This is a genomic window from Kitasatospora sp. NPDC058162, from assembly GCF_042884005.1.
Classification (GTDB): Bacteria; Actinomycetota; Actinomycetes; order Streptomycetales; family Streptomycetaceae; genus Kitasatospora.
This window is the reverse complement of record NZ_JBHVUS010000020.1, coordinates 59,103-74,121: the sequence shown is the minus strand read 5'-3', so window position 1 is coordinate 74,121 and position 15,019 is coordinate 59,103. Positions and strand designations below refer to the sequence as shown.

Here is a 15,019-nt window from a genome sequence, read left to right as displayed (position 1 = left end):
GCACGCTCTGCACCGGAACTGTACCTGTCAGCCCCACACCCCCAGCAGGGCGCCCGGGGGCGGCCCACGGCGGACGGGGGCGCGGCCGACCGCACCCCGGAATGAACCGAATTCCACTCCCGCACGTATCGGAGTTCATTTCGAAACGCGGTGGAGCGGAATTCGAAATGTCACCCAGTGCCATCTGACGGAATTTCGGAAATTCCGCCGTAACCTATGGACGCCCACGAAACCTGGAAGTAACTTACCTGCGAGTAGCTGTGGCCCGGCTCGGCACGACCCCCACCCGTCGTTTCTCTCCCCCCAGGAGGAACCGTGCTCCGCCCTGCCCGGAATTCCCGGCGACTCCGCAATTCCAGCGTCCTCGCGACCGTCGCCGTCGGCGCCGCCCTCGCGCTCACCTCCACCACCGCCCAGGCGGCCACCCCGGCCCCGAAGCACTACGTGGCCCTCGGCGACTCCTACGCCGCCGGCGCCGGCGTGCCCGGCCAGTCGGCCGGCCTGTGCCTGCGCTCGGACCACAACTACGGCCACCTGGTCGCCGCCTCGCTCAAGGCGGGCGCGTACACCGACGTCACCTGCGCGGCCGCCAAGGTCAAGGCCATGACGCAGCCCCAGTACGACGCCTTCATCCGGGTCAACGACCCCCAGCTGGACTCGGTGACCGCCGACACCGACCTGGTCACCCTCGGGATCGGCGGCAACGACCTCGCGACCAGCGACCTCGGCCTCGGCGAACTCGTCGCCACCTGCGTCGCCGGCGCGGTCGTCAACCCGCTCGGCACGCCCTGCAAGGACGTCTACCACCACGGCTACTGGGACTGGAACACCTGGTCCTGGCAGTACGGCAACGACGACCTCGCCCAGCGGATCACCACCACCATCGCCCCGCAGATCGCCACCACCCTGCGGCAGATCCACACCAAGGCCCCCAAGGCCCGGGTGCTGCTGGTCGGTTACCCGTCCGTGCTGCCCGCCGACGGCTCGACCTGCGTGCTGCGCCAGCCGGTGACCCCGGGCGACGTCGAGTACATGTACAGCGTGCTCAACAAGCTGAACGCCGCCCTCAAGTCCACCGCGGCCGCCAACGGCGCGACCTACGTGGACACCGCGACGCCGACCCGCGGGCACGACGTCTGCTCGGACGACCGCTGGATCGAGGGCGCCCTGCCCGGCTCGCCCGCCGTGCCGTTCCACCCGAACGCGACCGGCGAGCAGGTGATGGCGGACGCGGTGCTCGCCGCGCTGAAGTAGCCGCCCCGCGCTGCGGGTTCCCGCCCGGGAAAGCCCCGAGGGGCCGGTGACCAGACCCCGGTCACCGGCCCCTCGGTTCGTCCTCGGACGCCTTACTCCGACTCGGCGGAGGCGGAGGCGGAGACGGTGGCGGTGGCCGCCGCCAGCCCCGCCGACCACTTCTCCTCGACCTTGCCGAACTTCCAGAACGCGATCGCCCCGGCCCAGGTCAGCACGAACAGGCCGACGATCGCGTAGCCGACGAAGTTGAGGTCCAGGCCGCCGATCCAGGCGATCGGCCCGCTGGTGATGTCCAGCTTCTCGCCGAGCAGGCCGATCAGCTCGACCAGGCCGATGACCAGCGCGACCAGCACCGACAGGCCGGTGACGGTCAGGTTGTAGTAGATCTTGCGGACCGGCTTGGAGAACGCCCACTCGTAGGCGAAGTTCATGAACGAGCCGTCGATGGTGTCCAGCAGGCTCATCCCGGCGGCGAACAGGATCGGCAGCGTCAGCAGCGCGTACCAGGGCAGCGAGAAGGCCGCCGCGCCGCCGGCCAGCACCAGCAGCGACACCTCGGTGGCGGTGTCGAAGCCCAACCCGAACAGCAGGCCCACCGGGTACATGTGCCAGGGCTTGGTGACCGCCCGGGTGACCTTGCCGAGGATCCGGTTCATCAGCCCGCGCCGCTCCAACTGGCGCTCCAGCTCCGCCTCGTCGTACTCGCCGACGCGCATCCGGCGGAACACCTTGAGGATGCCGTTGAAGGCGCCCAGGTTGATCAGGCCGAGCAGCAGCAGGAACGTGCCGGAGACCGTGGTGCCGATCAGGCCGGTCATCTTGTGCAGGGTCGAGTCGTCCGCCTGGACCTGGTCGGCGAGCGTGCGGATGCCGAAGGCCAGCAGCGCGCAGAGGCCGAAGACGATCGAGGAGTGCCCCAGCGAGAACCAGAAGCCGACCGACAGCGGCCGCTTGCCCTGACCCATCAGCTTGCGGGTGGTGTTGTCGATCGCCGCGATGTGGTCCGCGTCGAAGGCGTGCCGCATCCCGAGGGTGTAGGCGGTCAGGCCCATGCCCGCGCCGAAGACCTGGCCGCCGACGTCGTAGTGCTCGGGCGCGACCAGCGCGAGCAGGGTGAACCAGCCGATGACGTGCAGCGCGAGGATGAAGCCGCCCATCCCGGCCAGCCGGATCCACTCCTCGCGGGTGAGCCGGTCGCGCCATCTGACAGGCGGGGCACCTGCCGGGGCACCTGTCTGGGCACCTGCGGCATCGCTGGACATCCTGTGGTCCTCTCGGGTGGTACGGGCTCCGGTCGTACGGGCGGAAGCTGGGCCATCTTTCCCCCCTCGGGCGAGCAGTTGCAAGTCATGTGCAAATGCCGGACGGCAGCGAACCGATCCACGGCGGCGCAGGTGGGGGGCGTGCGGCACAAGGCCGCACTCCCCTGGCCCGTCACCCACAGCGGGCCCGGCCCGTCACCACAGCGGGGCTTTCATCAGGAAATCGGCTGGTTCCTCCCCTAGGGTCGGAATGCCGACGCCCGCGGCGCGATCCCCGAACGCGCCGCGGGCCGCTCGGCGCTCACCGGCCCGGTACCCGATGGGAGCGGCCATGCCGTCGTACCCCTTCCACACCACCCGCGAGGACCTCCGCATCCCGCTGCCCGACGGCACGGAACTCGCCGCGCGGCTCTGGCGCCCGGTCAGCGACGAGCCCGTCCCCGTCCTGCTGGAGTACTCGGCCGACCGCCTCGGCGACCGCACCGCCGCCGAGGACGCCCGCCGCCACCCCTGGTACGCGGGCCACGGCTACGCCGCCGTCCGGGTCGACACCCGCGGCCACGGCAACTCCGGCGGCCTGCCCGGCGAACCCGGCGGCGAACAGGAGCTCACCGACGGCGTCGCCGCCGTCGACTGGCTCGCCCGCCGCCCCTGGTCCAACGGCCGGGTCGGCCTGCTCGGCGTCGGCGCGGCCGGCACCACCGCGCTGCGCCTCGCCGCCCGGGTGCCCGAAACCGTCGGCGCGGCCGTCACCGCCTGCCCCGAAGGCGGCCACCGGCTCGGCGGCGCCCTCCTCGCCGCCGACCTCCACACCCGGCTCACCACCCTGGTCGCCGACGCCGCCCTCCCCCCGGACCCGCGCCACCTCGGCGACGCCTGGCGGCCCGGCTGGCTCGCCCGGCTCGAATCGCTGGAACCCCCCGTCGACGCCTGGCTCGCCGCCGGGGACACCACCGTGCCGGTCTCCGTCCCGGTCCTCGCCGTGGCCGGCTGGGGCGACCCGTCCTGCTCCTTCGTGCTGCGCCTGCTCGCCGAATCCCCCACCGCGCGCGCCCTGCTCGGCCCCTGGCCGCACGGCCTGCCCGAGGCCGCCCTGCCCGAGACCCTGCGCTGGTGGGACCACTGGCTGCGCGGCGTCGACACCGGCGCCGCCAAGGAACCCGTCCTGCGCAGCTGGATCAGCACCCGCTGGACCGGCGAGGACGCCTGGCCCTCCCCCGACGTCCGGGAGATCCACTACGACCTCGACGGCCAGCTGCGCACCGCCGGCACCGCCTCCGAGGACCGCTACGTCCACGTCCGCTCCCCGCAGCACACCGGCCTCAACGCCGGCGCGTACGTCCCGCACGGCCGTCCCGCCGACCAGCCGCCGGACCAGCGCGAGGAGGACGGCCGCTCGGTCTGCTTCGACTCCCAGCCGCTGCCCGAACCCGTCGAACTGCTCGGCGCGCCGACCGCCCGGCTGCGGCTGCGCTCCGACGGCGGGCCCGCCCAGGTGGTGGCCCGGCTGTGCGCGGTCGGCCCCGACGGCACCTCCGTCCTGCTCACCCGCGGCGTGCTGACCGCCGCCGGGCCGGACGCCGAGGTCGAGCTCGCCGCCTGCGCGGCCACCGTCCCGGCCGGGCACCGGCTGCGGCTCGCGCTCTCCTCCGTCTACTGGCCGTGGGTGTGGCCGAGCGCCGACGACACCGGGTACGCCCTCGACCCGTCCCGCTCCACCCTCGGCCTGCCCGTCCGCCACCTCGCCGCGGACGCGGGCGCCGCACCCGTCACCTTCGAGGCGCCCTCGCTGCCCGACCCGCTCGACATCCACCTCACCGAACCGCTCACCGCCCGGCCCGAGCACGTCACCGTGCACGACATCGGCCGCCACGAATGGCGCACCGAACTCTCCCCCGCCACCGACGGCACCCGCACCCACCCCGACGGCCTGGTCCGCGACGAGCACACCGTCACCGCCTATCGCGTCCTCAGCGGCGCCCCGCTCAGCGCCCAGGCCCGCACCGACCGCACCGTACGGCTGGAGCGGCCGGACATCGGCTGGGACGTCACCGTGCAGACCCGCGCCCAACTGCGCTGCGACGCCGGGTACTTCCTGAGCGTCGTGCAGCTGCGGGCACTGGAGGCGGGGTCGGTGGTGTTTGCGCGGGAGTGGCAGCACCGGGTTTCGCGGGAGAGTAATTCAAAGTAATCCTTATACAATTGCCATCCTTGCTCCTTTCGGCTTATAACTAGCCCATGAAGACCCTCGGCCTTATCGGCGGCATGAGCTGGGAATCCACCGCCGAGTACTACCGCACCCTCAACGAACTCACCCGCGACCGCCTCGGCGGTCTCCACTCCGCCCGACTCGTCCTCTACTCCGTCGACTTCGCCGACATCGAGCACCTCCAGGCAGCCGGACGGTGGGAGGAGGCCGGCGCGATCCTCGCCGACGCCGCCCTCGCCCTGGAGGCGGCGGGCGCCGAACTCCTGCTGATCTGCACCAACACCATGCACAAGGTCGCCGACCAGGTCGCGGCCGCGGTGTCCGTCCCCCTGCTCCACCTCGCCGACGCCACCGCCGCCGCCGTCCGCGCGGCCGGCCTGCGCAGGGTCGGGCTGCTGGGGACGGCGTTCACCATGGAACAGGACTTCTACCGCGGCCGGTTGGCCGCCACCGGCGGCCTGGACGTCCTCACCCCCGGGGCCGACTCCCGCGCCCTGGTCCACCGGGTGATCTACGAGGAGCTCTGCCTCGGCATCATCCGCGAGGAATCCCGCGCCGCCTACTGCCGGATCATCGCCGACCTGGTCGCGGCCGGCGCCGAGGGCATCATCCTCGGCTGCACCGAGATCGAACTCCTCGTCCACCCCGAAGACAGTCCCGTCCCGGTGTTCCCCACCGCTCGTCTGCATGCGGAGGCCGCCGTGACCGCGGCACTTGACGACGAGTGACGAGAAAAACTGCTTGCGCGGGAGGGCGTTCAGACTGCAAGATCTGCTTCGACCGCAACACCGAACGAGGAGGTGAGACCCGTGAACGCTGTACCGATATGGGTGCTCCCCCTCGCCGTCACGGTCGGGCGATAGACATAGCTGTCCACCGGGAGCCCCTGAACACGCTTGGGCATCCCCGAAAGGCAACACGCTATGTACTCTCTCCAGTTCACCTCTGAGTCGTCCTCGAACGGCATCCGCGAGCGCGACTTCACCCTGGGCGACGTCCCCGGTGTCCTCTGGTCCCCGGCCGCCGGCGCCGACCGCGCACCCCTGGTCCTGATGGCCCACGGCGGCGGCAACCACAAGAAGCACCCGGCCATGTCCGGCCGCGCCCGACTCCTCACGACCGGCTGCGGCTTCCACGTCGCCGTCCTCGACGCACCCGGGCACGGCGACCGGCCGCGCACGGCACACGACGAGGCGGAGATCGCCGAGCTGTTCCGGGCCCGGGCCGCCGGCGAAGCGGAAGGCCCGATCGTCGTCCGCTACAACGACCACCTCGCCGAACTCGCCGTACCCGAGTACCGCGCGACCCTGGACGCCCTCCAGGAACTTCCGGAGATCGGCACCGACGGACCGGTCGGCTTCTGGGGCATCAACATGGGCACCGCGATCGGACTGCCGTTCGTGGCGACCGAACCCCGGATCACCGCCGCGGTCTTCGGCCAGCACTGGCCCGACACCCTGGCCGAGAAGGCGAAGCGGATCACCATACCGATCGAGTACGACATGCAGTGGGACGACGAACACATCTCCCGCGAGGCCGGCCTCGCACTGTTCGATGCCTTCTCCTCGAAGGAGAAGTCGCTGCACGTGAACTCCGGCAAGCACAAGGAGCTGCCCCGCTTCGAGGCCGACAGCGCCGTCCGCTTCTTCGCCCGCCACCTGACCCGGGCGATCTGACCCGGACGATCCGACCCGGGCACTGACGGGTAACGTCAGGTGATCCGCAACCGGCAGTACCGCTAGAACCTGGTGGGGGTCATGCACGACGAAGTCCCGTACTGGAACACCAATGTGGCCCGCCACCCCGGGATCCTGCGGGCGGTGCCACCGGGGTGCGGGGCGGCACTGGACGTGGGGTGTGGGGACGGGCTGTTGGCGGCGAAACTCGCGCGGCGGTGCGGGCGGGTGGTCGGGGTGGACAGCGACGGGGGGATGGTCGCGCGGGCGCGGGCTGCCCACGGTGAAGTCACCTTCCTGGAAGGGGACTTCCTCACCCTCGACCTGCCCGCCGGGGGCTTCGACTTCGTCTGCTCGGTGACGGCCGTGCACCACATGGACTTCACCGCCGCCCTCACCAGGATGCGTGAACTGCTGCACCCCGGCGGCGTGTTGGTGGTGGTCGGCCTGGCCCGCGAGGCGACGGCGGCGGACTGGGCCCGCCGGATCGCGGCCGCACCGCTGGTGCGGACCGTGAAGGCGCTGCGCCGGGCCGGCGGGCCGGAGGGCATGCCGACGGCCGCACCGGGGATGAGCTACCGGGAAATCCGGGAGGCCGCCGGGCGGGTGCTGCCCGGGGTGCGCTACCGGTGGCACGTGCTGCGCCGCTACTCGCTGACCTGGCAGAAACCCTGAGGCCTCCGGCCCGCCCGGAACCGTCAGCGCTGGGCGATCGCTGCGGCCAGCAGCATCACGATGGGGAGGGGCGCGATGGTGACGAGGAGGAAGCCGAGCATCCAGGCTCCGGAGGCATACCACCGGGTCGGCTTGAGGCCCAGGAGTGCCTTGGCCCACGGTGAGATGTAGCCCGCGCCGTGGCGGCGCACCGCGTCGGTGATGAGGTGGGTGTGCTCGTCGGCGACGGTCAGGATCACCCACCCGCCGGAGCGGTCGGACAGGGAGACCAGTGTCGCCGAGCCGGTCCTCGACATCAGCTCCCAGGCGCGTACCGTCCTGAGTTCGGTCAGGTCGACTTCCCGCGCGCCCGACCAGGTGCGGGCCCGGACGATGCCGCCGGCCACCCGCCAGCCCTTCCGCCGGGCCGTGCCCGCGTCCATCAGGAGCGCGGGGCCGATCACGGCCACCAGGCCGGGCACGATCAGCGCCCCCGAACGGGCGAAGGCCGGCCCGACCACGAGCGGCGGAACGACGATCGCCAGCAGGAGCACGGACCAGCCGACGGCGAAGAACACGCGCCGTCTTCGGACGGCGTCGATCGAAGTACTCACCGCGCCAACGTAGACCCACCAACACCTCCGGCACCATGGGCCGTTGCCACCACACGCCCGCCGCTTCCGGAGGAAAACGCGTTGGGCCGCCGCCGACCCACCCGGTAGCGTGCGACGACGATCAGGGAGGTGCGGGATGGTGCGGCCGATGCTGCTGCTGGACGTGGACGGGCCGCTGAACCCCGATGCCGCGAAGCCGTACCGGCGGCCGGAGGGCTACCAGACCCACCGGCTGATGACCCCGCGCTGGAGGGCTGCCGAACGGCGGCGGCTCGCGTGGTGGGGCACGCCGCACAAGGCGCCGAAGCCGCTGCGGGTGTGGCTCAACCCGGAGCACGGGCCGGCGCTGGCCGCGCTGCCCTTCGACCTGGTGTGGGCGACGACCTGGGAGGAGGAGGCCAACTCCTACATCGGGCCCGTCCTGGGGCTGCCCGAACTGCCGTACATCGCCTGGTCCGACCCCCGGCCGGAGCCGGAGGGCGGGGTGTTCTGGAAGACGCCGGAGATCGTCGCCTGGGCGCAGGGCCGCCCCTTCGCCTGGGTCGACGACAACATCACGGACGCGGACCGCGCCTGGGTCCGGTCCCACCACGCCGGCCCGGCGCTGCTCCACCACGTGAACCCGAAGGTCGGCCTGACGGCGGACGACTTCGCACAGCTGGCGGCCTGGGCGGGCTCGCCGGCCTGACGGCGCTGGAAGAGCGCGCAGGAAGTCGGCCGGACCGACTTCCTGCGCCTGTCCTGATCCTGCCCCTACCGTCTGCCCTTACCGTCGACGCGGCACGAGTCCGGTTTCGAACGCGATGATCGCCAGGTGGACGCGGTCCCGGGCTTCGAGCTTGGCGAACAGACGCGCGACATGGGTCTTCGCGGTCGCCGCGCTGATCACCAGCCGCTCGGCTATCTCGGTGTTCGACAGTCCCTGTCCGACCAGTGCCAGCACCTCTTGCTCCCGGCTGGTGATCCCCGCGATGGGACTCGCGTCCGCGGCGGGCTCGGCGTCCGGTTCGGGGGCCGCGGGGGTGGCGGAGGTTCCGGCGAAGTCCGCGATCAGCCGTCGGGTCACGCTCGGCGCGATCAGCGCGTCGCCCGCGGCCACCACGCGGATCGCTTCCAGGATCGCGTCCAGGGCCATGCTCTTGAGCAGGAATCCGCTGGCCCCGGCGCGCAGTGCGCCGTAGACGTACTCGTCGTGGTCGAAGGTCGTCAGCACCAGGACCTTGGGCGGGTCCGGCTCGGCGGTCGCCTGTCGGGTCGCCTCGATCCCGTCCATGCCCGGCATCCGGATGTCCATCACCACGACGTCCGGCCGCAGTTCACGCACCAGGCGCACCGCCTCGTGGCCGTCGCCGGCCTGGCCGACCACCTCCAGGTCGTCGGTGTCGCCGATCAGGATCCCGAGCCCGACCAGCATCAGCGGCTGGTCGTCGACCAACAGTACTCGCACGCTCATGCCGGGAGCCTCGCCGTCACCCGGAATCCGCCCTCCGGACGCTGGCCGGCGCTGAACTGGCCGGACAGCAACGTCACCCGCTCGCGCATGCCGAGCAGGCCGAAGCCGCTCCCGCCGGCCGCGGAGAGCCTCGGCCGGCCGGTCCCGCCGCGGCCGTCGTCCCCGTCGTCCACCACCTCGATCGTCACTCCTTCCGGCTCGTAGCCGACCGCGACCTGGCACGTCCGTGCCCTGGAATGCCGCACCACGTTCGTCACCGACTCCTGGATGATCCGGAATGCCGACAGTTCGATCTCCGGCGGCAGTGGACGCCGCTCGCCCCGCCAGGTCACCTGAACCCGCACCCCGGCGCCGGCCGTGCGTTCGGCGAGCTGCGGGACGTCGGCCAGGCTGCCGGCCGGCGCCAGCGGAGCGGCCTGCGGCATGGCGTCGTCGGGTTCGGCGCGGCGGAGCGCCCCGAGCATGCGCTGCAGCTCCAGCAGCGTCTCCCGGCTGGTGGTCTCGATGCCGGTCAGTGCCTGCCGCGTCTGCTCGGGCTTGGTCTCCACGACCCGCGCCGCCGCTCCCGACAGCACCGTGATGATCCCGATGCTGTGCGCAACACTGTCGTGCAGCTCGCGGGCGATCCGCAGCCGCTCGGCCATGACGACGCGGGCCGCGGTCTGCTCCTCCAGGGCGTCGAGGTATTCACCGCGTTTGCGGTACACCCCCCCGAAGACCCACGCGACCGCGAACCACAACGCGAACCCCCCGGCCCACTGGGAGGCGTCGGCGACGGACTGCGCGCGGTCGTGGAGATCGTTGAAGAACGCAGCCACGACGCTCGCGACGGAGCCGACGGCGGCAGCCTTCGGCCGCCGGACGGCGAGGTACCCGCCCAAGGCGACCAGCAGGACGAACACGATCGAGGGCCGCGCGCCGAAGGCGTCGCCGAGGACTGCTTCGCCCAGGACCACCGCGAAGACCACCGCCGGCAGACGGCGCACCAGCAGAACCGGCAGGGCGAGCACGACCCAGAGAGGGATCTTCTGGAAGCCCTCGAGGTCGGGGAACCGGAACAGGCCGAACTCAGGGGCCGGCATCGTCAAGGGGAGCGTCAGCGCGTACAAGCAGGCGGTGGCCAGCACCGCGGCCTGTGACATCAGCCAGGTCACGCGCTTCGATGTCGAGAGACGCTGGAGCAACTGTTCCATGCGGAGATCGTATTCAGTGGCGTCGGCTCCGCGCGTCGCCCCTGGGATGTACGCCGGATACGCCCCCGGGCCGACGGCCTGGCGCGTCTTCGAGGTCGGTATCCGGGCCATGGCCAATCCAGTCCGTCGTCACGGCCTCGGCAACACAGAGGCGTGAGAGGCGCCCAGCACAGCGGGCAGCGTTTTCGACCACGCGCAGGAAGTCGGCCGGGCCGACTTCCTGCGCAATTCCGGGAGCCGGACGCGGGGTTCAGCTCCCGACGGCCGAGACGTGCACCCCGAACGCTGTGGCCGCGCGCTCGGCGAAACGTTCCTCCTGCATGGCCGTCACCTTGCGCACCACCAGGACGGCGAGGACAGCGGCAACCACTTCGAGCACGTCGGAGGCGATCAGCCAGACGAGGCCCTGCTGGTAGTCGTCCGGGTAGTGCGCCCCATCGGTCGACTGGGTACCGATCCGGTTCGTGACCTTGGCCAGCCAGAAGCTGACCCACCAGAAGTTGAGCAGCGTCTCCGAAAGCGGCGGCCGCACCCCGGACGCGTCCGGCCGGGCACCGGCCTGCCAGATGTCGACGGCGATCTGCCGGGGGAACCAGAACTGGACCACCGGGGTGAACCAACCGCCGATCGCCCAGCCGCGCGCACGCCGGTGCCCGTGCGGGTACAGCACCTCGGCGTTGACCCGCGCCCGGTAGAACCAGGTGAGGAAGGCGGCCGCAGAGCCCGCCAGGGTCAGGAGGTACATCAGGCTCGCAGCCAGGTAGAGCCCGTACGAGGAGCTGAACGCGCTCTCATCGCCGAACTCGACGTCGACCGGCAGGTCACCGGCCGCCCCGTACAAGAGGAAGTCGGTGACGAGGCGGAACACGATGGCCGCGCCGCACACGACGAGCAGGACGGTGGCGGCGGTGGCGGTCGCTCTCGGCGACCGGCACACGGCGGGCGATGGCATGGGTGAAAGGGCTCCAGGTCCGGACCAAAGGTGACGGGGCGCCACTGTAGGGCCCGGCCTCTTCGTGCACTAGCTGTTTTCGCGGCCAGTATGGCGACGGGCTCTGACAGACCGACTGCCCACCACCTGTCGGCGGGGCCGGTTGCCTCGTGTATGCGGGGTGGCAGGTGTTCCTCGGCGACGGAAGGGTCCGCTCCGAGGCCGGTGGTGGTCCGCAGGACGAGGTGCGGCCACCGGTAGACGCTCGCCAACAACGCGTCGGCTTCCAGACGTTGGTCGACGCTGCGGTTGATCAGCCTGTGCGCCAACCCCGGTACCGGTATCGCGGTGCGGCCGTCCGCGAGTACGTCCACCCGACTGGTCGCGTAACCGTCCAGGATCCCGGGGAAGGCCCAGCCGTAGGACGTCCAGTGGGCGGACGGAACCCCACCCAGACCGTACTCGTGGGAGTTGCCGCCTCGCGGCGAGTAGAAGAGGCCGCCGTATCGCTCCTCGAAGCGGACCATCGCGTCCACGATCTCGGGTTCCGCGTCGACAGCCGTCGCGTACCGCCTGATCCGATCGGCAGGTGTTGGTGCATGTCGCCGCGCACGCGACTCAAGGAGGCTGCGGAGCCGGGGCGACACAGTGGGGTCATCAAGAATGTGTATGCCGCACAGGGTACGTCGGGACAGGAAGTCGGACCGGCCGACTTCCTGTGCAGGCGAACTCGGCTGACGGTCAGAGCGGCCGGTGGGCGATGGCGGCGAACATCGTCACCGAGAGGTGGAAGGCGTACTGCTCGGCGGCGGTGGTGAGTTCGGCGTACAGGTCGTCGCGCTGCTCCTCCGTGATCAGCTCGCGGGCGACGGCTGAGGTGGTGAGGCCGCGGACGAGCGGCCAGGGGACGCTGCCGGGTTCGTGCAGCAGGACGTCGGCGCCGACGTGGTCGACGGTCAGGCCCGCTGCCGAGAGCCAGCCCGTCAGGCGGCGTCCGGCGTCCGGGGTGGCGGCGGGGGCCTGGGCGATGGCGGCCAGCGCGGAGCGGATCTCCGGGGAGGCGGGGTGGAGGAGGAAGGTGGCCCAGTCGGTGTCGAGCAGGGCGACCCGCCCGCCCGGCCGCACGACCCGGGCCATTTCGGCGATGGCCTTCGCGGGATCGGTCAGGTGCTGGAGGACCCGCTCGCACCGGACCACGTCCACCTCGCCGTCCGGCAGCGGCAGGGCAAAGGCGTCGCCGTCGACGAAGCGGGCCGGGCTGCCGGCCTCGGCAGCGCGCCGTTCGGCGACGGCGCGCAGGCCGTGGTTCGGTTCGAGGCCGGTCGCGATGCCGTCCGGGCCGACCGCCGCCGCGAGGACTTGGGTCTCCGAACCGGTGCCGGAGCCGATGTCCAACGCCCGCTCGCCGGGGCGCGCGGCCAGGTGCGCATGCGCCCACTCCCGCAGCCGCCGCACACCGGGGTTCGCCGCCTGGACGTCCAGCACGGTGACCAGCCACTCGGTGGTCGCCGGATCGGCATTGGGCGCATGGAAGGCCGAGCTGGGGTGCGGGTCGGTCATGGCCGTCAGTGTAGGAGCGGCCGAGCTCGGTACAGGGGAAGCCGCCCGGCGGGTCCGACCGGGCGGCGCGGGTTTCCGTGGGGTCAGGCCACCGGTTGGCGGTCGCGGGTGGGAGGCGGGGTGGGAGTGGCGTCGTCCGGGCGGTGGGGCATCCGCAGGACGGCGACCGCGCCGAGGCCGACGACGGCGATGGCGAGGATCAGGAGGGAGAGGAGGGCGAGGCCGATCAGGAGTCGCACGGGGTGTCGTCCTCGGTCGTGTCGTGGGAGCGGAGGAGGGCGAGGAGGTTGAGCACGGTGCTCGCCGGCGCGTTGCCGAAGCGGACGAGGACGCGGCCGTCCACGACGCTGTCGGTGGCCACGGAGGGCCAGATGAGGCCGAACTTGCGGCCACGCTCGGCGAGTTCGGCGAGCAGATAGGTGACTTCGAGCTCGGTGTACGTGCGCATCAGCGGGTCGGCCGGCTCGATCGGGGCGCTCACGCGGCGGCGTCCAGCTCGAACCAGACGGACTTGCCGGTCTTGCGGGACTCCGTGCCGAAGCGGTGGGTGAGCGAGCGCACGAGGTGCAGGCCCCTGCCGGAGAGGGCGAGCGGGTCGGAGTCGTTGCGCGGGGCGGGGAGGACAGGGCTCCCGTCACTGACGGAGACGCGGAGGATGTCGTTCAGGAGGACGACCACCACGATGGGCGCCTCGCTGCCGCCGTGGCGCCAGGCGTTGACGAAGAGTTCGAGAAGCGCGAGCTCGGCGTCGGCGACCAGGTCGGGCTTCCACCCGGCGCGCGAGGCGGCCTCGCGCAACTCCTCGCGCGGGGCCGACCAGTCAGGGGGGAGTTCGAGGGAGAACACGAAGATACCTCCGTGGGGGCGAAATGGATCATTTATCGCCGCATACCGGCAGGCACGCCTCAGGCAACGGCGAGACCACAGACCGCCGAACACTCAATGCATGCGGCCCGCTACTCTCAGCATGGAGCCTGTGCGACACCCAGCGCAACTCACTCGCCAGACATCGCAATTTTGCAAATCGAACCTGAATTCGGCGGCTGAGACTGCCAGTTGTCGGTGGCGCCACAGCCTTTTGCGCGGGCAGACTGGTCAACCGACAGCTCAGGAGGGGACAAGATGGCAGTCTCGACCGTTCGTCGACGGCGGCTCGGCGGCGTGCTGCGGAAGCTTCGTGAGGAGCGGAAGCTCACCGCAGAAACAGTCGCGGACGCCACCGGGATGAGTCAGGCCAAGCTCACTCGGATCGAAACCGCCCACACCGCAGCCAAGGTCGAAGACGTGGAGAAGCTCCTCGACTTCTACGGTTGCGACGACGAGGACTACCGGGCCGGGCTGATCGCCATCACCAAGGACGGGAGCAAGCGTGGTTGGTGGCTGAGCTATCGCGATGTCATCAACACCACCACGACCGACCTGATCCTCCTGGAAGCCGACGCCGTCACGTATCGAACGTACGAGCCTGCGTTCATTCCAGGCCTCTTCCAAACCCCCGACTACGCGCGCATCGTGATCAATCGGCTGCGAATCAGCTCTGGTGGATCGGTGGAGGATCTCGTTCAGGTCCGAATGGCGCGCCAGTCCATCCTGACGCGTCCGAATCCCGTGCAGGTGTGGGCCGTCATCCATGAGGCTGCCCTCTGCTCGAACGCCAACCGCCCGGAGATCATGGTCCCGCAGTTGGACCGCCTCCTGACGCTCGGCAGCTTGCCCAACATCAACATTCAAGTCATGCCGATCGGTGCGGCGATCCACGCGGGAATGACTGGAGCCCTCGCACTGATGGGGTTCCCGCAGCGGCAGGACCTCGATGTTGTCCTGGTCGAAGGGCTGTTGAGCAGCATGTGGGTCGAGGATCCAGCCGATGTGGAGATCTACCGGGCGAAGTTCCAGGAGATCACAGCAGAAGCGATGTCCGTCGACTCTTCGCTCGCGTTCATCACCGCACAGAGAGACAAGATCAAGTGACCCACCCGACCTTCAAGAAGTCCACGTACAGCGCCGGAGATGTCAACTGCGTCGAGGTCGCCATTCCGGGCGGTCCCAACTCCTACATCCGTGACTCAAAGGACCTCTTCGGCCCGATACTTGTTTTCGATCGCGCAGCACATGAAGCCTTCATGGAGGCCATCTCGGCCGGGGAGTTCGACTTCGGTCTCCTCTGAGCGCCCACGAGAGCGGTGCCTCGCCCTTTCCCGGGCGAGGCACCG

At 70.9% G+C, this 15,019-nt stretch carries 17 protein-coding genes; 8 read left to right on the top strand and 9 right to left on the bottom strand.

Going from position 1 to position 15,019, the window contains the following annotated elements:
* The first annotated feature begins 315 nt into the window (after positions 1-315).
* Positions 316-1,254 (top strand): SGNH/GDSL hydrolase family protein, encoded by a 939-nt coding sequence (locus tag ACFVXG_RS29335; protein ID WP_387931543.1) that lies wholly within the window; start codon positions 316-318, stop codon positions 1,252-1,254.
* Between the two features lie 92 nt (positions 1,255-1,346).
* Here ACFVXG_RS29335 and ACFVXG_RS29330 read toward each other — a convergent pair whose 3' ends face one another.
* Entirely contained in the window at positions 1,347-2,516 is a 1,170-nt protein-coding gene (locus tag ACFVXG_RS29330; protein ID WP_387931541.1) for a HoxN/HupN/NixA family nickel/cobalt transporter, read from the bottom strand.
* Positions 2,517-2,847: 331 nt separating this feature from the next.
* Here ACFVXG_RS29330 and ACFVXG_RS29325 point away from each other — a divergent pair, with 331 nt between their 5' ends.
* The 4 genes from ACFVXG_RS29325 (at position 2,848) to ACFVXG_RS29310 (ending at position 7,076) form a co-directional block, all read left to right on the top strand.
* Complete coding sequence (locus ACFVXG_RS29325; protein ID WP_387931539.1) at positions 2,848-4,707, top strand: CocE/NonD family hydrolase; 1,860 nt, start codon at positions 2,848-2,850, stop codon at positions 4,705-4,707.
* Between the two features lie 47 nt (positions 4,708-4,754).
* A complete protein-coding gene (locus tag ACFVXG_RS29320) occupies positions 4,755-5,453 on the top strand; it encodes an aspartate/glutamate racemase family protein (RefSeq protein ID WP_387931537.1) in 699 nt (232 codons plus the stop codon).
* A gap of 195 nt (positions 5,454-5,648) precedes the next feature.
* Positions 5,649-6,401 carry an alpha/beta hydrolase gene (locus tag ACFVXG_RS29315; RefSeq protein ID WP_387931535.1) on the top strand — a complete coding sequence of 251 codons (753 nt, stop codon included), beginning with the start codon at positions 5,649-5,651 and terminating at the stop codon, positions 6,399-6,401.
* 81 nt (positions 6,402-6,482) lie between these two features.
* Entirely contained in the window at positions 6,483-7,076 is a 594-nt protein-coding gene (locus tag ACFVXG_RS29310) for a class I SAM-dependent methyltransferase (RefSeq protein WP_387931533.1), read from the top strand.
* 23 nt (positions 7,077-7,099) lie between these two features.
* Here the strand turns inward: ACFVXG_RS29310 and ACFVXG_RS29305 are convergent, their stop codons facing one another.
* Complete coding sequence (locus ACFVXG_RS29305; RefSeq protein WP_387931531.1) at positions 7,100-7,669, bottom strand: hypothetical protein; 570 nt, start codon at positions 7,667-7,669, stop codon at positions 7,100-7,102.
* A 136-nt stretch (positions 7,670-7,805) separates the two neighbouring features.
* On the opposite strand from ACFVXG_RS29305, the gene ACFVXG_RS29300 reads away from it, so the two are divergent.
* The gene (locus ACFVXG_RS29300; protein WP_387931529.1) at positions 7,806-8,357 is read left to right on the top strand and encodes an HAD domain-containing protein; all 552 of its coding nucleotides are present in this window, start codon (positions 7,806-7,808) and stop codon (positions 8,355-8,357) included.
* Positions 8,358-8,435: 78 nt separating this feature from the next.
* On the opposite strand, the gene ACFVXG_RS29295 is transcribed toward ACFVXG_RS29300, so the two are convergent.
* From ACFVXG_RS29295 to ACFVXG_RS29265, 7 genes are all read right to left on the bottom strand, one after another.
* Positions 8,436-9,122 (bottom strand): response regulator, encoded by a 687-nt coding sequence (locus tag ACFVXG_RS29295; protein WP_387931527.1) that lies wholly within the window; start codon positions 9,120-9,122, stop codon positions 8,436-8,438.
* The gene (locus tag ACFVXG_RS29290; protein WP_387931525.1) at positions 9,119-10,426 is read right to left on the bottom strand and encodes a sensor histidine kinase; all 1,308 of its coding nucleotides are present in this window, start codon (positions 10,424-10,426) and stop codon (positions 9,119-9,121) included. The genes ACFVXG_RS29295 and ACFVXG_RS29290 overlap by 4 nt, the downstream gene beginning before the upstream one ends.
* Positions 10,427-10,565: 139 nt before the next feature.
* On the bottom strand, positions 10,566-11,267 hold the full coding sequence (locus ACFVXG_RS29285) for a DUF4328 domain-containing protein (RefSeq protein ID WP_387931523.1): 702 nt from the start codon (positions 11,265-11,267) through the stop codon (positions 10,566-10,568).
* A 720-nt stretch (positions 11,268-11,987) separates the two neighbouring features.
* Positions 11,988-12,806 (bottom strand): methyltransferase domain-containing protein, encoded by an 819-nt coding sequence (locus ACFVXG_RS29280; RefSeq protein WP_387931521.1) that lies wholly within the window; start codon positions 12,804-12,806, stop codon positions 11,988-11,990.
* 83 nt (positions 12,807-12,889) lie between these two features.
* Positions 12,890-13,045, bottom strand: a complete 156-nt coding sequence (locus ACFVXG_RS29275; RefSeq protein WP_387931520.1) for a hypothetical protein — start codon at positions 13,043-13,045, stop codon at positions 12,890-12,892.
* Entirely contained in the window at positions 13,033-13,287 is a 255-nt protein-coding gene (locus ACFVXG_RS29270) for a hypothetical protein (protein ID WP_387931518.1), read from the bottom strand. Before ACFVXG_RS29270 ends, ACFVXG_RS29275 begins: the two co-directional genes overlap by 13 nt.
* Positions 13,284-13,652, bottom strand: coding sequence for an ATP-binding protein (locus ACFVXG_RS29265; RefSeq protein ID WP_387931516.1), 369 nt, complete (start codon positions 13,650-13,652; stop codon positions 13,284-13,286). Before ACFVXG_RS29265 ends, ACFVXG_RS29270 begins: the two co-directional genes overlap by 4 nt.
* A 276-nt stretch (positions 13,653-13,928) precedes the next feature.
* On the opposite strand from ACFVXG_RS29265, the gene ACFVXG_RS29260 reads away from it, so the two are divergent.
* A complete protein-coding gene (locus ACFVXG_RS29260) occupies positions 13,929-14,777 on the top strand; it encodes a helix-turn-helix transcriptional regulator (RefSeq protein WP_387931514.1) in 849 nt (282 codons plus the stop codon).
* Positions 14,774-14,974: a DUF397 domain-containing protein gene (locus ACFVXG_RS29255; RefSeq protein ID WP_387931513.1), complete on the top strand. Its 201-nt coding sequence runs from the start codon at positions 14,774-14,776 to the stop codon at positions 14,972-14,974. Before ACFVXG_RS29260 ends, ACFVXG_RS29255 begins: the two co-directional genes overlap by 4 nt.
* The last annotated feature ends 45 nt before the right edge of the window (positions 14,975-15,019 follow it).